This window comes from Bradyrhizobium sp. TM239, from assembly GCF_036247985.1.
Lineage (GTDB): Bacteria > Pseudomonadota > Alphaproteobacteria > Rhizobiales > Xanthobacteraceae > Bradyrhizobium > Bradyrhizobium ottawaense.
The window spans coordinates 78,067-102,021 of record NZ_BTIR01000021.1 but is presented as its reverse complement, the minus strand read 5'-3'; the positions used below and the strand labels follow the sequence as shown (position 1 = coordinate 102,021).

The 23,955-nt window shown below is 65.0% G+C and carries 16 protein-coding genes; 9 read left to right on the top strand and 7 right to left on the bottom strand.

What is annotated here, in order from left to right; translation table 11 throughout:
* Nucleotides 1-202: 202 nt before the first annotated feature.
* The 3 genes from AABA84_RS29320 to AABA84_RS29310 are packed head-to-tail and all read left to right on the top strand — an operon-like array spanning nucleotide 203 to nucleotide 3,193.
* Nucleotides 203-1,600, top strand: coding sequence for a TolC family outer membrane protein (locus tag AABA84_RS29320; RefSeq protein WP_212251391.1), 1,398 nt, complete (start codon nucleotides 203-205; stop codon nucleotides 1,598-1,600).
* 24 nt (nucleotides 1,601-1,624) lie between these two features.
* Nucleotides 1,625-2,182, top strand: a complete 558-nt coding sequence (locus AABA84_RS29315) for a hypothetical protein (protein WP_212251390.1) — start codon at nucleotides 1,625-1,627, stop codon at nucleotides 2,180-2,182.
* A gap of 48 nt (nucleotides 2,183-2,230) precedes the next feature.
* Complete coding sequence (locus AABA84_RS29310) at nucleotides 2,231-3,193, top strand: amidohydrolase family protein (protein ID WP_212251389.1); 963 nt, start codon at nucleotides 2,231-2,233, stop codon at nucleotides 3,191-3,193.
* 3 nt (nucleotides 3,194-3,196) lie between these two features.
* On the opposite strand, the gene AABA84_RS29305 is transcribed toward AABA84_RS29310, so the two are convergent.
* The 3 genes from AABA84_RS29305 to AABA84_RS29295 all read right to left on the bottom strand — a co-directional run bounded on the left by AABA84_RS29305 (nucleotide 3,197) and on the right by AABA84_RS29295 (nucleotide 9,148).
* On the bottom strand, nucleotides 3,197-6,313 hold the full coding sequence (locus AABA84_RS29305) for an efflux RND transporter permease subunit (RefSeq protein WP_338313892.1): 3,117 nt from the start codon (nucleotides 6,311-6,313) through the stop codon (nucleotides 3,197-3,199).
* A gap of 38 nt (nucleotides 6,314-6,351) precedes the next feature.
* Complete coding sequence (locus tag AABA84_RS29300) at nucleotides 6,352-7,602, bottom strand: efflux RND transporter periplasmic adaptor subunit (protein ID WP_212251386.1); 1,251 nt, start codon at nucleotides 7,600-7,602, stop codon at nucleotides 6,352-6,354.
* Nucleotides 7,603-7,747: 145 nt separating this feature from the next.
* Entirely contained in the window at nucleotides 7,748-9,148 is a 1,401-nt protein-coding gene (locus tag AABA84_RS29295; protein WP_338313891.1) for a CoA transferase, read from the bottom strand.
* A 53-nt stretch (nucleotides 9,149-9,201) separates the two neighbouring features.
* Between AABA84_RS29295 and AABA84_RS29290 the strand changes: the two genes are divergently transcribed.
* The gene (locus AABA84_RS29290) at nucleotides 9,202-9,489 is read left to right on the top strand and encodes a hypothetical protein (RefSeq protein ID WP_212251384.1); all 288 of its coding nucleotides are present in this window, start codon (nucleotides 9,202-9,204) and stop codon (nucleotides 9,487-9,489) included.
* Between the two features lie 199 nt (nucleotides 9,490-9,688).
* Complete coding sequence (locus tag AABA84_RS29285; protein ID WP_212251383.1) at nucleotides 9,689-10,459, top strand: SDR family NAD(P)-dependent oxidoreductase; 771 nt, start codon at nucleotides 9,689-9,691, stop codon at nucleotides 10,457-10,459.
* A gap of 179 nt (nucleotides 10,460-10,638) precedes the next feature.
* Here AABA84_RS29285 and AABA84_RS29280 read toward each other — a convergent pair whose 3' ends face one another.
* Genes AABA84_RS29280 through AABA84_RS29270 form a run of 3 tightly spaced genes read right to left on the bottom strand, consistent with a single transcriptional unit; the run spans nucleotide 10,639 to nucleotide 16,296 of the window.
* The gene (locus AABA84_RS29280) at nucleotides 10,639-14,022 is read right to left on the bottom strand and encodes an error-prone DNA polymerase (RefSeq protein WP_338313890.1); all 3,384 of its coding nucleotides are present in this window, start codon (nucleotides 14,020-14,022) and stop codon (nucleotides 10,639-10,641) included.
* Nucleotides 14,019-15,611, bottom strand: a complete 1,593-nt coding sequence (locus AABA84_RS29275) for a Y-family DNA polymerase (protein ID WP_212251381.1) — start codon at nucleotides 15,609-15,611, stop codon at nucleotides 14,019-14,021. The genes AABA84_RS29280 and AABA84_RS29275 overlap by 4 nt, the downstream gene beginning before the upstream one ends.
* Nucleotides 15,508-16,296, bottom strand: coding sequence for an ImuA family protein (locus tag AABA84_RS29270; RefSeq protein ID WP_212251380.1), 789 nt, complete (start codon nucleotides 16,294-16,296; stop codon nucleotides 15,508-15,510). Before AABA84_RS29270 ends, AABA84_RS29275 begins: the two co-directional genes overlap by 104 nt.
* A gap of 162 nt (nucleotides 16,297-16,458) precedes the next feature.
* Here AABA84_RS29270 and AABA84_RS29265 point away from each other — a divergent pair, with 162 nt between their 5' ends.
* From AABA84_RS29265 to AABA84_RS29255, 3 genes are all read left to right on the top strand, one after another.
* Nucleotides 16,459-17,694: a putative DNA modification/repair radical SAM protein gene (locus tag AABA84_RS29265; protein WP_212251377.1), complete on the top strand. Its 1,236-nt coding sequence runs from the start codon at nucleotides 16,459-16,461 to the stop codon at nucleotides 17,692-17,694.
* The gene (locus AABA84_RS29260; protein ID WP_212251376.1) at nucleotides 17,694-19,136 is read left to right on the top strand and encodes a UdgX family uracil-DNA binding protein; all 1,443 of its coding nucleotides are present in this window, start codon (nucleotides 17,694-17,696) and stop codon (nucleotides 19,134-19,136) included. The genes AABA84_RS29265 and AABA84_RS29260 overlap by 1 nt, the downstream gene beginning before the upstream one ends.
* A gap of 98 nt (nucleotides 19,137-19,234) precedes the next feature.
* Nucleotides 19,235-20,863: an inorganic phosphate transporter gene (locus tag AABA84_RS29255; RefSeq protein WP_212251375.1), complete on the top strand. Its 1,629-nt coding sequence runs from the start codon at nucleotides 19,235-19,237 to the stop codon at nucleotides 20,861-20,863.
* 73 nt (nucleotides 20,864-20,936) lie between these two features.
* Here the strand turns inward: AABA84_RS29255 and AABA84_RS29250 are convergent, their stop codons facing one another.
* A complete protein-coding gene (locus AABA84_RS29250) occupies nucleotides 20,937-22,109 on the bottom strand; it encodes a M20 aminoacylase family protein (protein WP_338313889.1) in 1,173 nt (390 codons plus the stop codon).
* Nucleotides 22,110-22,323: 214 nt separating this feature from the next.
* On the opposite strand from AABA84_RS29250, the gene AABA84_RS29245 reads away from it, so the two are divergent.
* Nucleotides 22,324-23,943: a GMC family oxidoreductase gene (locus AABA84_RS29245; protein WP_338313888.1), complete on the top strand. Its 1,620-nt coding sequence runs from the start codon at nucleotides 22,324-22,326 to the stop codon at nucleotides 23,941-23,943.
* Nucleotides 23,944-23,955 lie beyond the last annotated feature (12 nt).

The window sequence follows — 23,955 nt, the reverse complement described above, 5'->3', positions numbered from 1 at the left end:
TGGTGTAAGGCTCGGCCGCGTTCCCGCAGAACTCCTGTGACGCACCTGCAACAAGCACGGAATACATGGGGGTTTCCCCCGCGGCAGTTTGCCTGCGGGACCTCGGCTGGCTAAACAGTTAAGAGGCCACCGTCGGCGGGGGCGGACAGCCGAGGTTAAGCGGGATTACATGATTGGGCGTACCGCCAGAGCTGGTCGCGTGATGACGCGGCATCGATCGGGCGTGGGTCCTGTGCTTGCGACATGGACCACGCTGGCGCTGTGCTGCGCCCTGCCCTCCGCCGCCTGGGCCGAAGCCCTGCCGGAGGCGCTCGCCAAGGCCTACCAGACCAATCCACAGCTCAATGCCGAACGTGCGCGACAACGCGCCACGGACGAGAACGTGCCGCAGGCCCTCGCCGGTTACCGGCCGCAGATCGTGGCGAGCCTCAGCGCCGGCCTGCAATCGGTTCGCAATCTGCTGCCCGACAACACCATCCAGACCGGCAATTTGAAGCCATGGATCATCGGCGTCACCGTGACGCAGACCCTCTTCAACGGCTTCCGCACCGCCAACAACGTGCGGGCCGCCGAGCTCCAGGTGCAGTCGGGCCGCGAGGCGCTGCGCAATGTCGGCCAGGGCGTGCTGCTCGACGCGGTCACCGCCTACACCAATGTGCTCGCCAACCAGTCGCTGGTCGAGGCGCAGCGTTCCAACGTCGCCTTCCTGCGCGAGACGCTCTCGGTCACCCAGCGCCGCCTCAACGCCGGCGACGTCACGCCAACCGACAGCGCGCAGGCCGAAGCGCGCCTCAACCGCGGCCTTGCCGACCTCAACGCCGCCGAGGTCGCGCTTGCCATCAGCCAGGCGACCTATGCGCAAGTGATCGGCAATGCGCCGTCGCAGCTTCGGGCCGCCGAGGCCGTCGATCGCTATCTGCCGAAGAGCCGCGAAGACGCGATGACGATGGCAATCCGCCAGCACCCGGCGGTGATGGCCGCTAGCTTCGACGTCGATGTCGCCTCTACCAATATCCGCGTTGCCGAAGGCGCATTGCTGCCGAGCGCCACCATCCAGGGCAGCGCCAGCCGCAGCCGCAACAATGACCCGACGCTCGGCACCTTCGCCGAGGACCAGGCCTCGATCGTCGCCAATGTCACCGCGCCGATCTACGACGGCGGCCAGGCCGCCGCGCAGACCCGGCAGGCCAAGGAGATCACGGCGCAGAGCCGGCTCGTGCTCGACCAGGTCCGCAACCAGGCGCGCACGGCGGCGGTGAGCGCATGGGTCGCCAATGAAGGCGCCAAGATCACCGTGTCGGCCTCAGAGTCCGAAGTGAAGGCCGCGACCGTCGCGCTCCAGGGCGTGCAGCGCGAGGCCGCCGGCGGACAACGCACCACGGTCGACGTCTTGAACTCGCAGGCCGATTTGATCCAGGCCAAGGCCCGCCTGATCGGCGCCAACCGGGACCGCGTCATCGCCTCCTACACGCTGCTCAGCGCCATCGGCCATCTCGACGTCAAGACGCTCAGCCTGAACACGCCGGATTATCTGCCCGAAGTGCACTACCACCAGGTCCGCGATGCCTGGCACGGCCTGCGCACGCCGTCGGGGCAGTAGTTTCAAATCATCTGGACGGGGCCGATGAAAAGCCGCCGCATCCATCTGACGGGCGCTTCCGGCTCCGGCGTCACGACGCTCGGCCGGACGCTCGCGGGGCGGCTTGCGCTGCCGCATCACGACACCGACGACTACTTCTGGCTGCCGACCGTGCCGCCCTACCAGACGACACGCCCTGCCGCAGATCGTCTGCGCCTGATGCGCGAGATGTTTCTGCCGCGTCTCGATTGGGTGCTGAGCGGAACCGTCACCGGCTGGGGCGACGAGCTCGTCGCGTATTTCGATCTCGTCGTCTTCGTGGTCACGCCGCGCGAACTACGGATGAAGCGTCTGCGGGACCGCGAGGCCGCGCATTTCGGTGCTGACGCCGTCGCGCCGGGCGGCTGGCGTCATGAGGAGACCGAAGCCTTCGTCGAATGGGCTTCCCATTACGAAGCCGGTGACCGCGACGGCCGCAGCCTCGCAAAGCAGGAAGCCTGGCTCGCGGGCCTGCCCTGCCCGACCGTGCGCGTCGACGGCTCACGCCCACTTGCGGACCTCGTTGAGCAGCTATGCAGCGACGTGCAGCGGCTGCCGGGCTGATGTGATACTGTCCCGTCATCTTCAAATAACGAAGCAGGGAGAGAAACCATGCTCAGCCGACGCGGCGTCCTCTTCGCCTCCCTTGCCGCCGGAGCAGCCATGACCAACAAAGCCCACGCACGTGCCTCGCAGCCCGCGACGCCGGTCAATTTCGACGTCCCGCTGCACGCCTGCGACTGCCACACCCATATCCATGGCGATGTCGAACAATTTCCGTTCTTCGCGGGACGCGTCTATACGCCGGAGCCGGCGAGCCCGGAAGAAATGGCCGCGCTGCACAAGGCGCTGCATATCGAGCGCGTGGTGATCGTCACCCCGAGCGTCTACGGCACCGACAATTCCTCCACCCTGTTCGGCATGAAGGCGCGCGGGGGGACCGCGCGCGGAGTGGCCGTGATCGACGACAAGACCACCGAGGCGCAGCTCGATACGATGCAGCAGGAAGGCTTCCGCGGCATCCGCATCAATCTGGCGACCGGCGGCATGAGCGATCCCAATGTCGGCCGCGCCCGCTTCACCGCGGCGGTCGAGCGCATGAAGGCGCGCGGCTGGCACGTGCAGCTCTATACGACGCTGCCGATGATTTCCGCGATCAAGGACCTCGTGCTGGCCGCGCCCGTGTCCGCCGTGTTCGATCATTTCGGCGGGCTCGAGGCCGCGCTGGGGCTGGAGCAGCCGGGATTTGCGGATCTGGTCGCGCTCGTCAAATCCGGCAAGGCCTATGTGAAGATCTCCGGCGCCTATCGCTCGTCGAAGCTCGCGCCCGACTATCAGGACATGGTGCCCTATGCGCGGGCGCTGATCGCGGCGAATCCGGACCGCATCGTCTGGGGCACCGACTGGCCGCATCCGGATTCGAGCCGTGTCGAGGGCCGCAAGCCCACCGACATCGCGCCGCTCTATCAGATCGACGACGGCCGCCTGCTCAACCAGCTTCCGGTGTGGGCACCGGATGCCGATGTCCGCAAGAAGATCCTGGTCGACAACCCGGCACGACTCTACGGATTTTGACGGTCAGCGCGCGCGGCGCGAGAAGAATGAGATCAGGACCGGCAAGGTGACGAGGATCACGACCGGCGCCAGCATCATGCCGGTGACGACGACGACCGCGAGCGGCTTCTGCACCTGCGAGCCGATGCCTTCCGACAGCGCCGCCGGCAGCAACCCGACGCCGGCGACGACGCAGGTCATCAGCACCGGCCGGAGCTGAAGCTCACCCGTGCGCACCACCGCGCTCATGCGGTCCATGCCCTCTTCGATGAGCTGGTTGAACTGCGACAGGATGATGATGCCGTCCATCACGGCGATGCCGAACAGCGCGATGAAGCCGATCGCCGCGGAGACGCTGAACGCCGTGCCTGAAATCAACAGCCCCAGCACGCCGCCGAAGATCGCCATCGGGATCACGCTCATCGCGAGCAGCGTATCGGTCATCGAGCCGAAATTGAACCAGAGCAGCACGCCGATCAGCGCCAGCGAGATCGGCACCACGATCGACAGCCGCCGGATCGCGTCCTGGAGGTTGCCGAACTCGCCGACCCATTCCATGCGCGAGCCCGGCGGCAGCTGCACCCGTTCGGCGATCTTCTGCTGGGCCTCGCTGATCGCGCTGCCGAGGTCGCGCTCGCGCACCGAGAACTTGATCGGCAGATAGCGTTCCTGCTGCTCGCGATAGATGTAGGCCGCGCCCGAGACGAGGCTGATGGTGGCGACCTCGCTGAGGGGGATCTGCGTGACGGTGCCGTTCGGCCCGGGTGCGCCGATGCGCAAATTCTGGATCGCCTCGGCACTCCTGCGGTATTCCGGCGCGAGGCGGACGATGATCGGGAAGTGACGATCGGAGCCGGGCTCGTAGAGATCGCCCGCGGTGTCGCCGCCGATCGCGACCTTGATCGTGGCGTTGATGTCGCCCGGCGCAAGGCCGTAGCGCGCGGCCTTGGCGCGGTCGATGTCGATCTGGACGGTCGGCTGGCCGAGCGAGGTGAACACCGCAAGGTCGGTGACGCCCTGCACCGTGGCCAGCACCGACTTGATCTTGTTGGCGGTGTCGGTGAGCGCCTGAAGGTCGCTGCCGAACAGCTTGATCGAGTTCTCGCCCTTCACGCCGGAGACGGCTTCGGAGACGTTGTCCTGGAGATATTGCGAGAAGTTGAACTCGACGCCGGGGAAGCGATCGTCGAGCTGCTTGAGCAGTTGCGCGGTCAGCTCTTCCTTGTCGCGGGTACCGGGCCACTGACTGATCGGTTTGAGCGGCGCGAAGAACTCGGCATTGAAGAAGCCGGCGGCGTCGGTGCCGTCGTCGGGACGGCCGTGCTGAGACACGACGGACTCGACTTCGGGCCGGGCGCGGATCACCTTGCGCATCTCGTTGACGTAGCTGTTGCCTTCCTGGAGCGAGATGGTCGGCGGCAGCGTGGCGCGAATCCAGAGATTGCCCTCTTCCAGCTTCGGCAGGAATTCGAGGCCGAGCATCCGGCTGAGTGCCACCGTCATCAGCACGAGGCCGACCGCACCGCCGAGCACGATGTTGCGGTTGGCGACCGCCCACTGCAGCAACGGCGAGTACAACCGGTGCAGGATCCGCATCACCCTGGTCTCGGTTTCCTCGACATGCGCGGGCAGGATGATCGCGGACAGCGCCGGCGTGACGGTGAAGGTCGCAAGCAGCCCGCCGGCCAGCGCATAGGCATAGGTACGGGCCATCGGCCCGAAGATGTTGCCTTCGACGCCCGAGAGCGTGAACAGCGGCAGGAAGGCCGCGATGATGATCGCCGCGGCAAAGAAGATCGAGCGCGAGACGTCGGCGGCCGCGCTGAGGATCGCGTGGCTCTTCATGCCGAACAGCGTCTCGTTGGACATGTGCTCGGATTCCGACATCGGCGTCGTCTGGGTCAGACGGCGGAAGATCGCCTCCACCATGATGACGGTGGCATCGACGATCAGGCCGAAATCGATCGCGCCAACCGATAGCAGATTGGCCGATTCCCCCCGCAGCACCAGGATGATGACGGCGAAGAACAGCGCGAACGGAATGGTGGCGCCGACGATCAGTGCGCTGCGCAGATCGCCGAGGAAGATCCACTGCAACAGCACGATCAAGAGAATGCCGACCACCATGTTGTGCAGAACCGTATGGGTGGTGAGCTCGATCAGGTCGCCGCGGTCGTAGATGCGTTCGATGCGCACGCCGGGCGGCAGGATGCTGGAATTGTTGATGGTCTGAACGAGCTGGTGGACCCGCTTGATGGTTGGCGAGCTCTGCTCGCCGCGGCGCATCAGGACGATGCCCTGCACGATGTCGTCGGACTCGTCGAGGCCGGCAATGCCGAGGCGCGGCCTCTGGCCGACGGTGACGGTGGCGACGTCCTTGACCAGCACCGGATTGCCGCCGGTCTGCGCCACCATGGTATTGGCGAGATCGTCGATCGACCGGATCAGGCCGACGCCGCGCACGACGGCCGATTGCTGGCCGATATTGACGGTGTTGCCGCCGACATTGACGTTGGAATTGCCGACCGCCTGGAGCAATTGCGGCAGCGTCAGACCGTTGGCGACCAGCTTGTTGAAGTCGACCTGGAGCTCATAGGTCTTGCTCTTGCCGCCCCACCCGGTGACGTCGATGACCCCCGGCACGGCGCGGAAGCGGCGCTGCAGGATCCAGTCCTGGATGGTCTTGAGATCCAGCACGCTGTAGTTTGGCGGACCCACGAGACGGTAGCGGAAGATCTCGCCGATCGGGCTGAGCGGCGAGATCTGCGGCTGCACGTTGCCGGGCAGTGGCGCGAGTTGCGCCAGGCGGTTCAGCACCTGCTGCAACGCCTCGTCATAGGTGTAGGCGAAGGAGAACTGGAGTTTGACGTCGGAGAGGCCGTAGAGCGAGATGGTGCGAATGGTCGTCAGATTCTTCAGACCTGCGACCTGGGTCTCGATCGGGATCGTGATGTAGCGCTCGATCTCCTCGGCCGACAGCCCCGGACTCTGCGTCACGATGTCGACCATCGGCGGGGTCGGATCGGGATAGGCCTCGATGTTGAGCTGGTTGAACGCGATGACGCCGCCGATCAGCACGGCGACGAACATCCCGACCATCAGGAAGCGCCGGTTGACGGCAAGGGCGACGAGACGATCCATCAGGTCTTCAATTTGTCTTCAGTTTTTTGGGTCGTCGATCAGCTGCCGGACGCCGCGCGGTCGATGAACAGGCTGCCCTTGGTGACGATCTGCTCGCCGGGGTTCAGATTGCGGGTGACCTCGACGAGGTTGCCGTTGATGAGGCCGATCTTGATCTCGCGCAGCTCGACCGACTTGTCCTCGCGTGCGACCCAGAGGCGGACCTTGTCGGCCTCATAGATCAACGCCTGCTTCGGCACCGCGGGCGCGGCGCGGTCGCCGGCCGAATAGATCGTGACGTTGGCGAACATCTCGGGCTTGAGCAGCCCGTCCTTGTTGTCGATGGTGGCGCGGACCAGCAGGCGGCGGGTGTTGGGGTCGATCGCGGCAGCGACGTAATTGATCTTGGCGGTCAAGGGGCGGCCCGGCAGCGCCATCACGTTGACGGTGATGTCCTGGCCGATGCAGACCGCGGCGGCGTCGCTCTCGCGCACGAAGGCGGTGAGCCAGACCGTGGAGAGATCGCCGACCACGAAGACCGGATCGCTGGCGCCGGAATTGACGTACTGGCCGGGGCCGATCTTGCGCTGCACGACCGTGCCGGCGATCGGCGAATAGATCGTGACTTCCGGATTGATGGCGCCCTTGTCCTGGAACGCCTTGATGGTCTCGTCGGTGAAGCCGAGGATGCGCAGCTTGTTGCGCGCAGCTTCCAGCGCGGTCCCCGAGGAGCGCACGTCGTTCCGCGCCTGAACCTGGGTCGCTTCGGCCTGCTGATAATCCTTCAGCGGAATGGCGTGGCCCTCGTAGAGGTCCTTGGCGCGCTTGAACTGGATGTCGGAGAGCTCGAGCGCCGACTTCGCCTTGTTTTGCGAAGTCATCGCCGCGATGAAATCGTTCTGGGCCTGCACGGTGTCGGCGGCCTCGATCGTGAACAGCGGTTGGCCCTGCTTCAGCATCTCACCCGGCTTGGCCAGCAGCTTGGTGACGCGGCCCGCATAGGGCGAGAACACCGGCGTCGAGCGGTCCTCGTCGACGGCGACCTTGCCTTCGGTGACATATTCGGCGCGGAAGGCCTTGGCCTTGACCGGCTCGATCGTCAGCGTCGCCCATTCGGACGGCGTCGGCGTGAAGTTCTGCGCATTCCTGCGCGACTGGCTGGAGATCTCGGAGTGCTTCTTTTCCTTGGATCCGGAAGAGAGGAAGCCGTAGGCACCGGCGCCGACACCGGCAAGAGCTAGTAGAACTACGGATGTGATCACCCGTTGTTTTGTAAACACCTGCAATCGCTTGGTATTTTCAACTACCATGGAGCCCGGTCGTGTCTGCGACGATCTCGGCAGATGCCTGCCTTATCGGTTGCGCTAATAGTGCTGAATTGGGATTTCAAACAACCTAAAAAACGCCGGGCGCCTTTCGGTTTGCGTTAAAATTTTACGACATGTCAGCTTCACGTCAGCTTCGCGCCGGCCACTGTGCCGGGTGACTGCCGAGCGGCATCGCCGGACGGCTCCATCGCGCCGGCGTCTTCGACAGCATCGCCGAATGGCGCACCGCCTTCAACATGCCGAAGCCAGATGGCATGCTCTCGATGAACGCAGCATGTACGGCGTCGCCCGTAAGATCCGGGGTGTTCAGTCCGCGATCGAGGCGGCCGAGATTCCAGAGCCAGCGCCCGGTCTGCGCCAGCGATACACGCACGTGCCAGCTGCCGCCGTCGCGGGCCTGACGCGCCTTGGCCATCATCGCGCCGAACGCCATCAGATAGCCGGTGGCGTGATCGAGCATCTGCGCCGGCAATTCCTTGGGGTCATCGAGACCGGCAGCGCGTCCCTCGGCGTGATTGAATCCGGTCGTGGTCTGCACGAGGGAATCGAAGCCGCGCCGCTCGGCCCACGGGCCGGTGTGGCCATAGGCCGACAGCGTCACATAGACGATGCCCGGGTTGATCTGCGCTGCATCCTCGGGCGCGAAGCCGAGGGCGGCGAGCGCGCGCGGGCGATAGCCCTGCGAGAAGATGTCGGCGTCCCGCAACAGTTCGCGCAATTGCGCCCTGCCCGTCTCGCTCTTCAGTTCGATGAAGGTGGTGAGCTTGCCGCGGCCGGTGTCGATGGTGAGCCAGGGAATGGCGGGCAGCTCCGGCCCTGACACCAGCAGAACGTCCGCACCATGCGCAGCGAGCGTGCGGCCGGCGACGGGGCCTGCGATGACGCGGGCGAGATCGAGCACGCGAAGGCCTGACAACGGACGATCGCCTTCTGGCCACGGCTTTGGCGGAGCCTCGCCGATCTTCTCGATCGAGAGCAGCGGCAACTCGGCGAGCGCGTGCGCCTGCGGCAGAGCTGACCATTCGTCATAGGAGCGCATGAGCGCAACGACGCCGCCCGCGGCGTAAGCCGCAGTCTCGAAATCCTCGCCCCTCCATTGCATCAGCGCAGCCTGCACCTTGTCGCGCTCGGGCGCGCAGCCGAGCACCTTGCAGACGGCGTCGCGGTGATGCGGGAAATTGGTGTGGCAGCGAACGAAGCGATTGTCGCCGGTCCTGTAAACGCCGGCGATGGCGTCCCAAGCCGGCGGCGGCGGCTTGTCGTCGACGCGCAGATAACGCTCGGAGCGGCATTCGGCGACGGCGTGACGCATGTCGACGGAGACATCCTGCGTCTGCCCGCTGCGTAGCTTCCGTATTTCGGTCGCGGCCAGACCGGCTGCGGCAATCGTGACCTGGCCGGCGACGGCGACGCGAAACGAGGACGGGATTTGCGGCTCCTCGCCGGTCAGCCGCACGCGTTCGAGCGCGGCCGCATCACCACCGGCAGAGGTCCAGATATCCCTAAGAATGTCGGCGGGGCTTTGCATGACCCTTCTCTCCCTTTAGCCTTCAGCATCCCATTAGCACATAAGGAAATGCAATGGCCGCCATCGACCCTCTCACCGCAGGTGCCGTGTTCATCGCAACGGCGGCCACAGACGCGGTCTATGTCATGTTCACCTCGGCCGTGATCGCGCGCAAACGCATGTCAGCGGCGAACTGGAGCGCCGTCTGGTACATGCTCTCCTCCTACGCCGTGATCAGCTACACCGAGAACCCGTTCTATGTCGCTTTCGCGGCAATCGGATCATGGGCCGGCGCCTACGCCTCGCTGACCTTCCTGCACCGCCCGCCCGGCGGCCCGCCAGTCGGCGCCGCGCCGGAGTGAGGAGGCCCTTGACCATCTCGCACGGCGTCATCATCCGCGAAGGCGGATGATCCAGTATTCCAGAGACGCTGGTAATAGAACCGAGAGGTCGCGACGTACTGGATACCCCGCCTGCGCGGGGTACGACACCCGAGAACGAATTCGACATCCTCGCTCAAACAACTAAGCTCCATCCGACCAACAAAAAGGAAACCCAACAATGGATCTCGGTCTCAAAGGCAAGAACGCCATCGTGCTCGGCGGCACGCGCGGCATCGGGCGGGCGATCGCGGAGACGCTCGCCGGTGAAGGCACCAATGTCGCGGTGTGCGCGCGCAATGCAGATCAGGTTGCGGCCACCGTTGCCGAGCTGAAGGCGAAGGGCGTCAACGCCACCGGCGGCCCGGTCGACGTGACCGACGGCGCGGCGCTGAAATCCTGGATCGAGGGGGCCGCAAAAGAGCTCGGCGGCCTCGACCTGTTGTTCTCCAATGCCGGCGCGATGGCGCAAGGCCACGATCCGGCATCGTGGGAGCAGAACTTCCGGCTCGACCTGCTTGGCGCCGTGCACGCGTTCGACGCCGCGCGGCCGTTGCTCGAAGCCAGCGGCGAGAGAAACGGCGACGCCGCCTTCGTCATCATCTCCTCGATCTCGGCGGCGCAGGCCGACACGGCCAGCTCCTACGGCCCGATCAAGGCGGCGCTGATCCACATGGCCAAGGGACTGGCGCGGCAATATGCGAAGAAGAAGATCCGCGTGAATGTGGTGTCGCCCGGCACCGTCTATTTCAAGGGCGGCGTCTGGGAGATGGTCGAGAAGAACATGCCCGAGCGTTACAACGACGCGATGAAGCGCAATCCGACCGGCCGGATGGCCACGCCGCAAGAGATCGCGAGCGCCGCCGTGTTTCTGGCCAGCCCGGTGTCGGGATTCACGACGGGATCGAATCTCGTTGTGGACGGCGGGATCTCGAACCGGGTGAATTTCTAGACGCGCGCTCCTGCCAGTTCCGTCATCCTGAGGTGTGAGACTTGCGATGCGGATGCATCGCAAGTCGAGCCTCGAAGGATGAACGGCCAAGCTGGCAGCCGGGCCGTCGCCCTTCGAGGGCCGCTGAAGAAGCGGCCACCTCAGGGTGACGGTGATAAATAGACCGTCGCACTACACCTTCAATGAAAATCCCGCGATGGCGGCAGGATGCGGACGTTGCGGGGGTGGCGGATTTTTTGCGCCGGCATGTCCGCAAGCGCGCGGGGGTCTTCGTTGAGCGGCTCGATCACCGTGGCGCCAGATGGCACCGGATGCCTGCGGCTCAGCGCGTCGTTGGCGAGGCCGACAAGATCGTGCGAGCGGTCGATCATGCGCTGGGCGATGAGATGCGTCACCTTCTCGGGGCTGCTCTGGATATAGCCGTGAACCTCGATGAGGCGCGCACCCATCACCTCTTTGCGGTACTGCTCCATGATTTTTGGCCACACCACGACATTGGCGATGCCGGTTTCGTCCTCCAGCGTCATGAACACGACGCCGCTGGCGCTGCCCGGCCGTTGCCGCACCAGCACCACGCCGGCGCAGCGGACGCGGCGGCGCTCGTTCTCATGACTGACATCCTTGCAGGGGACGACGCGCTCGCGCGAAAACATCTCGCGCAAAAATTCCATCGGGTGCCCTTTCAGCGATAGCCGGATGGTCTGGTAGTCCGCGACCACCTGCTCGGCGCGCGGCATCACAGGCAGCGGCTGCGCATGCTCGTCCGGCTGCTCGCGCGCGGTCGCCGCCTCGAACAGCGGCAGAGCGACGTCGTCGGGCAGCCGCCGCACCTGCCACAGCGCCTCGCGGCGGTCGAGCCCGAGCGAGCGAAACGCGTCGGCATCCGCCAGCAGGATCAGCGCGCGCTTGGGCAGGCCGGTGTCGCGGGCAAAATCTTCGAGCGAGGTGAAGGAACGTCGGTTCCGGGCATTGACGATGCGGTCCGCCCAGTCTTCCTGAGTGACGTAGTCTTTGCCCTGCCGCTTCGCCTGCTCCTTCTTGAGAGCCTCCTCATCGGGATCGAGCCAATGGAAGCCGTCGATCCGGCGGAAGCCAAGGCGGACGGCACAATACCTCTCGTCAGTATTCTCCAGCGTGTTTTGAGCAAAACTGTAGGACACGTCGATGTCGCGGACCTCGACGCCGTTCTTGCGGGCGTCGCTGACGATCTGTGCGGGCGCATAAAAGCCCATCGGCTGCGAGTTCAGGAGGCCGCAGCAGAAGGCATCCGGGTGATAGTGCTTCAGCCATGACGAGATGTAGACGAGCTGCGCAAAACTCGCGGCATGGCTCTCGGGGAAGCCGTAAGAGCCAAACCCCTTGATCTGCTCGAAGCAATTTCTTGCGAATTGAGGATCGTAGCCCCGGCGGATCATGTTGCCGGTCATCTTGTCTTCGAAATTGCCTATGGCCCCGACGTTGCGGAACGTTGCCATGGCGCGCCGTAATCCGTTGGCCTCTTCCGAAGTAAACCCTGCGGCCACGATCGCAATCCGCATGGCCTGCTCCTGGAACAGGGGCACACCCAATGTCTTGTGCAGCACCTTATAGAGTTCGTCAGGCTCTCCAAACTCAGGCGACGGAGCCGGATAATTTTCCTTCTCCTCACCATTCCGCCGCCGCAGATACGGATGCACCATGTCGCCCTGGATCGGCCCGGGGCGCACGATCGCGACTTCGATGACGAGGTCGTAGAAGGTCCGCGGCTTCAGGCGCGGCAGCATGTTCATCTGCGCGCGGCTCTCGACCTGGAACACGCCGAGCGATTCTCCTCGCTGCAGCATCTGATAAACTTCGTCGTCATCTTTCGACTTGATATCCGCAAGCTCGTAACGTTTCCCCTTGTGGTCTGCAATCAAATCAAAACATTTGCGGATGCAGGTCAGCATGCCCAGCGCCAGCACGTCGACCTTCATCATGTTGAGCGCGTCGACGTCGTCCTTGTCCCATTCGATGAAAGTGCGGTCGTCCATCGCGGCGTTGCCGATGGGGACATAGGTGTCGAGCCGGTCCTGCGTCAGCACATAGCCGCCGACATGCTGGGAGAGATGGCGCGGGAATTCGATCAGCTCGGTCGCAAGCTCGACCGCGAGGTTGATCATGGGATTGTTGGGATCGAGCCCGGCCTGCCTGACCTGCATGTCGTTGAGACCCTTGCCCCAGCTGCCCCAGACGGTGTCGGCCAGCGCGGCGGTGACGTCCTCGGTCAGGCCCAGCGCCTTGCCGACGTCGCGGATGGCGCTGCGCGGGCGATAGTGGATGACGGTGGCGATGATCGCGGCGCGATGGCGGCCGTAGCGGCGATAGACATATTGCATCACCTCCTCGCGCCGCGAATGCTCGAAATCGACGTCGATGTCGGGCGGCTCCAGCCGCTCCTTGGAGATGAAGCGCTCGAACAACAGATCGACCTTGGTCGGGTCGACCGAGGTGATGCCGAGCACGTAGCACACGGCCGAGTTCGCCGCCGACCCACGCCCCTGGCACAGGATGTTCTGGCTGCGCGCGTAGTGCACGATGTCGTGCACGGTGAGGAAGTAATGCGCGTATTTCAGCTCGGCGATCAGCGCGAGCTCTTTCTTGAGCGTCGCGCGCAGCTTTGCGTCAATGTTCTCGATGCCACCAAAATATTTGTCGACGCCCGCCCAGGTCAAATCCTCCAGATGCCCTTGCGCGGTCTTGCCCGGCGGCACCGGCTCATCCGGATACTGGTATTTGAGCTGGTCGAGCGTAAATTCGATACGATCGGCAAACCGCATGGTTTCCGCGATTGCCCCGGGGAAGTCGCGGAACAGCCGCGCCATTTCTCGCGGCGTCTTCAGGAACCGTTCGGCATTGGCTTCCAGCTTCTTTCCGACCGCCTCGATCGTGGTCTTTTCCCGAATGCAGGTCAGCACATCCTGAAGCGGACGACGGCCGGGATCGTGATAGAGCACCTCGTTGGTCGCGAGCAGCGGCACTTTTGCTTTGGCCGCGAGGTCATCGAGCCGCGCCAGGCGGCGCCGGTCGTCGCCGCGATAGATCAGGCTCGCCGCCAGCCACACGCCCTCGGCGCGGCTCGCCCTCAGCTTTGCAAGCACATCCAGCGCCTGCGCCGGCTCGAAACGATACGGCAGCGTCAGGACCAGGAGCTGGCCTTCCGAGAACTCGAGGAGATCGGCGAAGGTGAGACGGCATTCGCCCTTCTCGATCCGCGTGACGTCGTCGCCGCGCTTGCCCCGGGTGAGGAGCTGACAGAGCCGGCCATAAGCGGCGCGGTCGCGCGGATAGACCAGAATGTCGGGCGTGCCGTCGATGAAAACGATGCGCGCACCGATCAGCAGCTTCGGCTTGTGCAGCACCTTGTCATTGTCGAGCTCATTCCAGGCCCGCACCACGCCGGCGAGCGTGTTGTGGTCGGCGATTCCGATCGCGGGGATGCCGAGCCTGCTCGCCTGATGCACATAGGCGCGCGGATCCGAGCCGCCGCGCAGGAAGGAGAAATTGGTGGTGATGCCGATCTCGGCATAAGCGGGCGTGTTCATGCGAAGAGACCGTGGACATACCATTTCGCGGGAATGGACTCGCCCGCATCGTCAATCAGCTCGTCGTAGAGACCGTCGCGAAAGATCCAGAACCGCAGGCCTTCGGCGTCCTCAATGCGGAAATAATCCCGCGTCAGTTGCCTGCCGTCCTGCCGCCACCATTCCATGGCGATGCGCTCGGGCCCTTCGACCCGCACCACCGCATGCTTCGCGCGCCGCCAGGTGAATTGATGCGGCGGACCGTCCGGCACGGTCGCGAACGGTACCGCGACCAGTTCCGGCTTGTCGAACAGCCTTAGGGGGCGCAGCGGCGGCTCGCTTTTGGTCCGCGCAGGCCATTCGGCCTGCAGGGCGGCGGCGAGATGATGCTGCGCCGGGGCGGCCAGCACGGCGCATTCGGGGATATGAGTATCCTCAGGCAGGTGCACGACGACGCGCTTTCCGCCGATGCGCGCGGCGATGCGGTCGATCAGGGCGGCAAGCTCGTCATTGTCGTGGACATGGGCGTCGAGATCGCGTTGCTCCTGCACCACGATCTCGGTGCGGCTCGCCGACAGGCGCACCATGTCGAAGCCGAAACCGGGATCGAGGGGATCGGCGAGCGCGTCGAGGCGCTCGCGGAACAGCCGGTCGATCACCGCGCTTCGCGTCACCGGACGTCCGGTCTCGACCATGATCGCGCGCACCACGCCGTCAGTGCGGAAGAACGCGGCTTCCAGCCGGCGCGCGCCCTTGCCCTGCTTCTCCATGGAGGCAATCAGCGTGTCCGCCAGTCGCGACAGCGTCATCGCGATCATGGTGTCGGTCGCGATCGGCTCGGCGAAACGCTTCTCCACGATATAATCAGGCAGCGGTTTTCGCGGATTGATCGGCGCATCGCCCTGCCCCAGCGCATGCGCCAGCAGCGTGGAGAACCGCGCTCCGAACCGCGCCGTGATCTCGCTCGGCGAGCGCGTGGCGACGTCGCCGATGGTCTTGAGGCCGGCGCGGCGCAGGCCGGTGGTGATGGCCTCGCCCGCACCGAGCGCGGACACCGGAAACCGGCTGATCGCCTCCGCCTCGCCGCCATCGGCAACGATGGTGCCCATGGTCTGCCGCGTCAGCGTGCGCGCGCAGACCGAGGTGCCGGCGATTGCCGCGCTGACGGCAAAGCCTTGTCGGCCGAGCGCCCGAACCAGCGCTTGCAACAGCGCAGCCTCGCCGCCGAACAGATGCGCACAGCCGGTGATGTCGAGGAACAGCCCGTGCGGCGGATCGAGCGCGACCAGCGGCGTGAAGCGGTCGCACCAGTCGGCGATGTCGCTAAGCGTCTTCGCATCGGCCGCGACGTCGGCGTCGAACACCCGCAAATCCGGGCACATCGCCCGCGCATTGGCCAGCGGCTGGCCTATGTACAGGCCGAGGCGCTCGGCGGCCTCGTCCAGCGCATGGATCACCAGCGCATTGTTGTCCTTGATGACGACGATGCTCGGCTCATTATTGGTTTTACCCAGCCCGGCGCTGTTGAAGAACCGCTGGATCCGGTCGATGGGCAGGCGTGGCAGCCACAGACTGAGAATACGTCGACGGTTCACTGAACTGGCACTCATCACACTTCCATTCCATGATCCACCGGCCGCACGGGCCATGACGATTGCGTAACAACTCGGCATCGAAGCGCGGCGCGCCCCAGGCACTCCATGCCGGCCCCGGTGGTGAATGCGCGGCGCGCAGCATCCACCGCGTCTCCGCCGTCGAAGGCAGCGGCTGCGCCGCCATCCGCAGCATCAGGCCGGTGACGCCGGAGCCTTGCGCGGCCAGCGTCAGCTTGCGGCTCGCCACGAGATCGAACTGCCTGGTCTCGCCCCAGAGCTCGAGCACGACGGCGCCCAGCGCATCGCAGGCAAGCGCATCAGCCGAGGTGCGCAGCGCGCTCTCGACATCGGCGGCGCGCACCATCACCACGCGGCGCGGATCGAGGCCGAGCTCGGCGAGCCCGCTCATCGACAGCGCGCCTGCCTCTATCACTGAAAAATCCTGCCGCACCCACAGCAGCGGCCGCTGCGCCGAGACGCGCCCGGCAAGCCCCATGACGAAGCCGGTCGCAGCCGTCCCCTGAGACCCGGCGCAAAATACCTCGTGGATCGCCGCGCGCGCGAGCCCGCCCTTCAGCGCGTCGTCGGCTTCGCTGTGACCGAGTGCGACCCGATCGTGCGGATGCACGACCGCCGCCGTCTCGATGCGCTCGATCTGGCCGCGCAAGGTCGCAAGCGCGCTGATGCGTGCGCCGCTCATGTCGCCGCTCCTTCAGGGGTGATTGCCGATGGCTCTCAAAAAGAGAACCAGCGGCTGGCTCATTTGTTCATGATATGTTCTAATATAAAGCTAACGGGGCGCGGAGAGTCAATCGAATTGGCGCGCAACTGGATTCATGAGCTGAATCAAAGGGATTCCAAGATGGACGTACAACGCAAACTGGAAATCCTGGCGGACGCCGCCAAATACGACGCGTCCTGCGCCTCCAGCGGCACGGAGAAGCGGGATTCCAGCGACGGCAAGGGCATGGGCTCGACCGCGCCCGGCATGGGCATCTGCCATTCCTATGCGCCGGATGGACGCTGCATCTCACTGCTCAAGGTGCTGCTGACCAACGCCTGCAATTACGATTGCCTCTATTGCGTCAACCGCGCCTCCTCCAACGTGCCGCGCGCCCGCTTCACCGTCGACGAGGTGGTGAAGCTCACGCTCGACTTCTACCGGCGCAACTACATCGAGGGACTGTTCCTCTCTTCCGGCATCATCCGCAGCCCCGACTACACCATGGAGCAGGTGGTGAGCGTCGCGCGAAAGCTGCGCGAGGAGCATCACTTCCGCGGCTATATTCATCTCAAGACCATTCCCGAGGCCGACGATGCGCTGATCGCGGAAGCCGGCAAATACGCCGATCGTCTCTCCATCAACATCGAGATGCCCGAGGAGACGAGCCTGCAGCAATTCGCGCCGGAGAAGGACGTGCGCGCGATCCGCCACACCATGGGCCGGCTGCGGCTGAAGCTGGACGAGGCCGAGGAAGGCCGCAGCGCGAAGACCAGGGCAAAGCCGCAGCGCTTCGCGCCGGCGGGCCAAAGCACGCAGATGATCGTCGGTGCTGATGCTGCCTCCGACCACACCATTCTCCACACCAGCGCCAATCTCTACGGCGCCTACCGCCTGCGGCGCGTCTATTACTCCGCCTTCAGCCCGATCCCAGATGCGAGCCGCTCTTTGCCTCTGGTGCAGCCGCCGCTGCTGCGCGAGCACCGGCTCTACCAGGCCGACTGGCTGATGCGGTTCTACGGCTTCGACGTCGCGGAGATCGTCGACGACAGCGCGATGCTGCCGCTCGACATCGATCCAAAGCTCGCCTGGGCGCTGCGTCACCGCGACCGCTTCCCGCTCGACGTCAACCGCGCCAGCCGCGAGGAGCTGCTGCGCGTGCCGGGCTTCGGCACCAAGGCGGTCGAGCGCATCATCGCAACGCGGCGCACCACCACGATCCGCCTCTCTGATCTGGCGCGGCTGCACGTACCCCGCAACAAGGCGCTGCCGTTCATCGTCCTCAGCGACCACCGCCCCTCACCGCATCGCCTCGATGCGGCCGGGCTGATCGAACGCTTCAAGCCGAAGGCAACGCAATTGGGGTTTGGCTTCTGATGCAGTACATCACCCTCGATCATGAAACCGATTTCGACGGCTGGCGCAAAGCCGCGCGCAGCCTCGTGCTTCATCATGTGCAGCCCACCGATGTCACCTGGACCGTGCAGGGCAGCGAGGCGGAGTTGTTCGCACCGTCCGCGCCGTCTCCGATCCTCGAGGTGAACGAGGGCACCTTCAACGTATCAGGCAAATTCGTCGAGCTCGCCCAGGCCGCAATCCTGCACCGCGATATCCAGCGCTTTGCGATCCTCTATCGCCTGCTCTGGCGGTTGAAGGACAATCACGACCTCATCGAGGTCGCAACCGACCCTGACGTCGCGCAAATCATTGCGATGGCCCGCGCTGTCCATCGCGACGAGCACAAGATGCACGCCTTCGTCCGCTTCCGCGAGATCGGCAGGGAACGCGAGGCGCATTACGTCGCCTGGTTCGAGCCGGAGCATCACATCGTCGAGCTCGCCGCCCCATTCTTCGCAAAACGCTTTGCCGACATGCCATGGTCGATCCTGACGCCGGACCTCTGCGCGCATTGGGACGGCCACGCGCTCGCGTTCACGCCGGGCGTCAGCAAGAGCGAAGCACCGGGCGAAGACCGGCTGGAGGAAACCTGGCGGCGCTATTACGCCAGCATCTTCAATCCGGCCCGGCTCAAGGTGAAGGCGATGCAGGCCGAGATGCCGAAGAAATATTGGAGGAACCTGCCCGAGGCCTCGATCATTAAGCCCTTGATCGAGGACGCCGAACGCATGACCGGCGCCATGATCGCCAATGCCGCAACCGATCCGCACAAGCCTCAGAAGCGGCCGGAGGCTCCGATGAAACGCAAGCCAGCTGCCGACGATCTCGAAGCGCTCCGCGAGGAGGCCGCGCATTGCCGCGCCTGCCATCTCTACAAGGACGCGACCCAGACCGTGTTCGGCGAGGGCCCGAGATCCGCCAACATCATGCTGGTCGGCGAGCAGCCCGGCGACAAGGAAGACCTCGCCGGCCATCCCTTCGTCGGCCCCGCCGGCCAGATGCTGGACCGCGCGCTGGAGGAAGCCGGCGTCGACCGCAAGAAGGTCTATGTCACCAACGCGGTGAAGCACTTCAAATTCGTGCCGCGCGGAAAGATCCGCCTGCACCAGAAGCCGAATACGCCGGAGATCAAAGCGTGCCGGCAATGGTTCGAACGGGAAGTCTTGGCAATCCAGCCCGATCTGATCGTGGCGATGGGCGCCACCGCCGCGCAAAGCGTGTTCGGCAAGATCACTCCCATCGGCAAGACCCGCGGCCGGCTCATCGACCTTCCCGACGGACGCAAGGCTTTGGTGACGGTGCACCCATCCTATCTGCTGCGGCTGCCCGATCCGGAAGCCAAGGTGCTGGAATATCAGCGCTTTGTCGAAGATTTGAAGATCGCTGCCGGCTTGCAGAAGAAAGCCGCGCGGGCCGCCTAAATACTGGCAGGAAAACGCCTTTCAACCGCCGCTTGTCATCCAGCCTTCAAATCCATCGCGGACAATACCCTTACTTCAAAGTTAAGGGGCGTCCAGACATGACCGATGTTGCATTCGACGGCGCGGTAGCCGATCCCGCGCCGATCCAGCCGGCCTCGCGGCCAAATCTCGACAAGGGCTTCAATCCGCTGACGATGATCCTGTTCTTCGGCATCCTCGCCGCGGGCCTGCTTTTCGTCGCCTACAGCATCTATGTCGACGTCAACGCGACCGGCGCGCGCGTGACGAGCTACCTGCCCTACATGCTGTTGTTCGTCGCGCTCCTGATCGCGCTCGGCTTCGAATTCGTCAACGGCTTCCACGACACCGCCAATGCGGTGGCGACCGTGATCTATACCCATTCGCTGCCGGCCGAAGTCGCGGTGATGTGGTCGGGCTTTTTCAACTTCCTCGGCGTGCTCATGTCCTCCGGCGCGGTCGCCTTCGGCATCGTCTCGCTGCTGCCGGTGGAGCTGATCCTGCAGGTCGGCTCCAGCGCCGGCTTCGCGATGGTGTTCGCGCTGCTGATCGCCGCGATCCTGTGGAATCTCGGCACCTGGTTCTTCGGCCTGCCCGCCTCCTCCTCGCATACGCTGATCGGCTCGATCATCGGCGTCGGCGTCGCCAACGCCGTCATGCGCGGCCGTGACGGCACCTCGGGCGTGGACTGGACCAAGGCGACCGAGATCGGCTACGCGCTGCTGCTGTCGCCGCTGTTCGGCTTCATCTGCGCCGCGACGCTGCTGCTGCTGCTCAAGTTCATCGTGCGCAACCCGGCCCTGTATGCTGCGCCCGAAGGCAACAAGGCGCCGCCGCTCTGGATCCGCGGCCTGCTGATCGCGACCTGCACCGGCGTCAGCTTCGCGCACGGTTCGAACGACGGCCAGAAGGGCATGGGCCTGATCATGCTGATCCTGATCGGTACCGTGCCGACCGCCTACGCGCTCAACCGCGCCCTGCCGGAATCCCAGGTCGCCCAGTTCCAGAAGGTCTCGGATGCCGCCTCCAAGGTGATCGCGGCCAAGGGTGCCGGTCACTCGATCATCGGCGATCCCCGTCCTGCGGTGACCCAGTACATCACCTCGCACCACATCAGCGAAGGCACCTACCCCTCGCTGTCGGTGCTGGTGAAGGATGTCGGCGACCAGGTCGCGAAATACGGCTCGCTCAACAAGGTGCCGGCGGAAGTGGTCGGCAACACCCGTAACGACATGTACCTGACCTCGGAAGCGATCCGCTTCCTGATGAAGGACAAGGAAAACGACCTCAACAAGGAAGAGGTCGCGACCTTGAACGCCTACAAGGGCGGGCTCGACAGCGCCACGAAGTTCATCCCGACCTGGGTGAAGGTCGCGGTTGCCATCGCGCTCGGCCTCGGCACCATGATCGGCTGGAAGCGCATCGTGATCACGGTCGGCGAGAAGATCGGCAAGAGCCATCTCACCTACGCACAGGGCGCCTCGGCCGAGCTGGTGGCCGCCGCGACGATCGGCGCCGCCGACGTGTTCGGCCTGCCGGTTTCGACCACGCATGTGTTGTCGTCGGGCGTCGCCGGCACCATGGCGGCCAACGGCTCGGGCTTGCAAATGGCGACCATCCGCAATTTGCTGATGGCCTGGGTGCTGACGCTGCCCTGCGCGATCATGCTGTCGGCCACGCTCTACGTGATCTTCTCGCGGATCTTCTGAGCCGATCATTCCCTCAAAGACAAAGGGCCCGTGCGATGCACGGGCCCTTTTCATTTGTGCTTCTGGCTTGGACTCACGACGCCGCGAGCGACTCCTCGACCAGCTTCACCCAATAGGACGTGCCGAACACGATCGCCTCGTCGTTGAAATTGTAGGCGGGGTGATGCAGGCCGGCGCTGTCGCCGTTGCCGCAGAAGATGAAGGCGCCGGGGCGCGCTTCCAGCATGTAGGCGAAATCCTCGCCGCCCATCAGCGGCGGCATTTCGTGCACATTGGCATCGCCAGCAACCTGCTTTGCAATGCGGCGCGCAACCTCGGTCTCCGCGGCGTGGTTGTTCACGACGGGGTAATTGCGCTGATAGCGCAGGTCGATCTTCGCGCCGGTGATCTGCGCGACTCCGGCCACCACCTCGTGCACGCGCTTCTCGACCAGCTTGCGCACCTCGGGCGAGAGCGTGCGGATGGTGCCCTTCAGCGTCGCCGTCTGCGGAATGACGTTGCGGGCGTTGCCGGCGTGGAATTCGCAGATCGAGATCACGGCCGATTCCAGCGGGTCGACGCTGCGCGCGACGATCGACTGCAGCGCGGTGATCACCTGCGCGCCGACCAGCACGGAATCGATGCATTTGTGCGGACGGGCGGCGTGGCCGCCGAGGCCCTCGATCATGATGTCGACCTCGTCGGTCGCCGCCATGATCGGACCCGGCCGGATCGCGAACGAGCCGATCGGGATGCCCGGGCCATTGTGCATGCCGTAGACCTGCTCGATGCCGAAGCGCTCCATCAGGCCGTCCTTGACCATGGCCGCGCCGCCGGCGCCGCCCTCCTCGGCGGGCTGGAAGATCACGATCGCATCGCCGGCGAAATTACGGGTTTCGGCGAGGTAGCGGGCGGCCCCGAGCAGCATCGCGGTGTGTCCGTCATGGCCGCAGGCGTGCATCTTGCCCGGAGTCTTGGAGGCGTATGGCAGGTTGGTCTGCTCCTCGACGGGCAGCGCATCCATGTCGGCGCGCAGGCCGATCACCTTGAGTCCCTCGCCAGCCGGCTTGCTGCCCTTGATCACGCCGACCACGCCGGTCTGGCCGAGCCCGGTGACGACCTCATCGCAGCCGAACTCGCGCAGCCGGTCCGCCACGAATGCTGCAGTGCGATGAACGTCGTACAGCAACTCAGGATGCTCGTGGATGTCCCGGCGCCAGGCCTGAATATCGGGTTGGAGGTCGGCGACGCGGTTCACGATGGGCATGGAGGGTCTCGAGCTTTGTTGAAAATGCAGGACTGTCTACCATGCAAGCGCCAGTCCACCCAACTGCCGCGGGCCGAGGGTAACCCCTGTCCTCTCGTCATGGCCGGGCTTGGCGCCAGCTTGTCTTGGCCATCCACGTCTGACTATTAGGATAGAAAGTGCGTGGATGCCCGGGACAAGCCCGGACATGACGCGCTGGTTGGGTGGAAGCAGAATGCCGAGACGGCTCGAAGGTGAATTTGACTACATTGTCGTCGGGGCAGGTACGGCGGGCTGCATCGTCGCCAACCGCCTGTCGGCGGATCCCGGCAATCGCGTCCTCATTCTCGAAGCCGGCGGCGACGACAACTGGATCTGGTTCCACATCCCGGTCGGCTATCTCTTCGCGATCGGCAATCCGCGCTCGGACTGGATGTTCAAGACCGAGGCCGAGCCCGGCCTGAACGGCCGTTCGCTCGCCTATCCCCGCGGCAAGGTCATCGGCGGCTGCTCGGCGATCAACGCCATGATCTCGATGCGCGGCCAGGCCGCCGACTATGATCACTGGCGCCAGCTGGGCATGACCGGCTGGGGCTATGACGATGTGCTGCCGCTGTTTCGGCGGATCGAGGATCACTTCCTGGGGGCGAGTGAGCATCACGGCGCCGGGGGCGGCTGGCGCATCGAGGCGCCGCGGCTGTCATGGGACGTTCTCGATGCCGTCGGCGATGCCGCCGAGGAGATGGGCATCAAGCGCATCCCGGATTTCAACACCGGCGACAATGAAGGCACCAGCTATTTCCACGTCAACCAGAAGCGCGGCCGTCGCTGGTCGTCGGCACGCGGCTTCCTCAAGCCCGCCTTGAAGCGCCCGAACCTGCGGCTCGAGAAGCATGTGCTGGTCGACCGCGTCATCATCGAGCAGGGCCGCGCCGTCGGCGTGCGCTTCATCCAGAACGGCGAGATGATCGAAGCGCGTGCGAGACGCGAAGTGATCCTGTCGGCCGGCTCGATCGGCTCGGTGCAGGTGCTGCACCGTTCCGGCATTGGGCCTGCCGACTGGCTGTCGCCGCTCGGCATCGACATCGTCATGGACAAGCCCGGTGTGGGGCGCAATCTGCAGGACCATCTGCAGCAGCGCGCGATCTACAAGGTCGAGGGCGTGCGCACGCTGAACGAGACCTATTACAATCTGTTCCGCCGCGGCCTGATGGGACTCGACTACGCCTTCCGCCGCCGCGGTCCCCTGACCATGGCGCCGTCGCAGCTCGGCATCTTCACCCGCTCGGATGCGACGCGCGCGCGGGCGAACATCCAGTTCCATGTGCAGCCGCTGTCGCTCGACAAGTTCGGCGATCCCCTGCACCGCTTCCCCGCCATTACGGTCAGCGCCTGCAATCTCCAGCCGACCTCGCGCGGCACCGTGCGGCTGCGTTCGGCGAGCCCGGACGAGAAGCCGATCATCGCGCCGAATTACCTCTCGACCGATGACGACCGCCAGGTCGGCGCCGATGCCATCCGCACCACGCGACGCCTGATGCAGCAGAAGGCGCTCGCCAAATACCGTCCGAGCGAATATCTGCCCGGCCCCACCGTCGGTGACGACGACGCCTCGCTCGCAAAGGCTGCCGGCGACATCGGCACGACGATCTTCCATCCCGTCGGCACCGCCAAGATGGGTGCGGTGAGCGATCCGATGGCGGTGGTGGACGAGCGGCTGCGCTTCTACGGGCTCGAAGGCTTGCGTGTCATCGACGCATCAATCATGCCGACGATCACGTCGGGCAACACCAATACGCCGACCGCGATGATCGCCGAGAAGGGCGCGGCGATGATTTTGGAGGATGCGAAGTAGCATCGCATCGCC

Bases quoted from the DNA above. Each gene is read 5' to 3' on its own strand.
- AABA84_RS29320 (WP_212251391.1), top strand. From the start codon at position 203: ATGACGCGGCATCGATCGGGCGTGGGTCCTGTGCTTGCGACATGGACC.
- AABA84_RS29315 (WP_212251390.1), top strand. From the start codon at position 1,625: ATGAAAAGCCGCCGCATCCATCTGACGGGCGCTTCCGGCTCCGGCGTC.
- AABA84_RS29310 (WP_212251389.1), top strand. From the start codon at position 2,231: ATGCTCAGCCGACGCGGCGTCCTCTTCGCCTCCCTTGCCGCCGGAGCA.
- AABA84_RS29305 (WP_338313892.1), bottom strand. From the start codon at position 6,313: ATGGATCGTCTCGTCGCCCTTGCCGTCAACCGGCGCTTCCTGATGGTC.
- AABA84_RS29300 (WP_212251386.1), bottom strand. From the start codon at position 7,602: ATGGTAGTTGAAAATACCAAGCGATTGCAGGTGTTTACAAAACAACGG.
- AABA84_RS29295 (WP_338313891.1), bottom strand. From the start codon at position 9,148: ATGCAAAGCCCCGCCGACATTCTTAGGGATATCTGGACCTCTGCCGGT.
- AABA84_RS29290 (WP_212251384.1), top strand. From the start codon at position 9,202: ATGGCCGCCATCGACCCTCTCACCGCAGGTGCCGTGTTCATCGCAACG.
- AABA84_RS29285 (WP_212251383.1), top strand. From the start codon at position 9,689: ATGGATCTCGGTCTCAAAGGCAAGAACGCCATCGTGCTCGGCGGCACG.
- AABA84_RS29280 (WP_338313890.1), bottom strand. From the start codon at position 14,022: ATGAACACGCCCGCTTATGCCGAGATCGGCATCACCACCAATTTCTCC.
- AABA84_RS29275 (WP_212251381.1), bottom strand. From the start codon at position 15,611: ATGAGTGCCAGTTCAGTGAACCGTCGACGTATTCTCAGTCTGTGGCTG.
- AABA84_RS29270 (WP_212251380.1), bottom strand. From the start codon at position 16,296: ATGAGCGGCGCACGCATCAGCGCGCTTGCGACCTTGCGCGGCCAGATC.
- AABA84_RS29265 (WP_212251377.1), top strand. From the start codon at position 16,459: ATGGACGTACAACGCAAACTGGAAATCCTGGCGGACGCCGCCAAATAC.
- AABA84_RS29260 (WP_212251376.1), top strand. From the start codon at position 17,694: ATGCAGTACATCACCCTCGATCATGAAACCGATTTCGACGGCTGGCGC.
- AABA84_RS29255 (WP_212251375.1), top strand. From the start codon at position 19,235: ATGACCGATGTTGCATTCGACGGCGCGGTAGCCGATCCCGCGCCGATC.
- AABA84_RS29250 (WP_338313889.1), bottom strand. From the start codon at position 22,109: ATGCCCATCGTGAACCGCGTCGCCGACCTCCAACCCGATATTCAGGCC.
- AABA84_RS29245 (WP_338313888.1), top strand. From the start codon at position 22,324: ATGCCGAGACGGCTCGAAGGTGAATTTGACTACATTGTCGTCGGGGCA.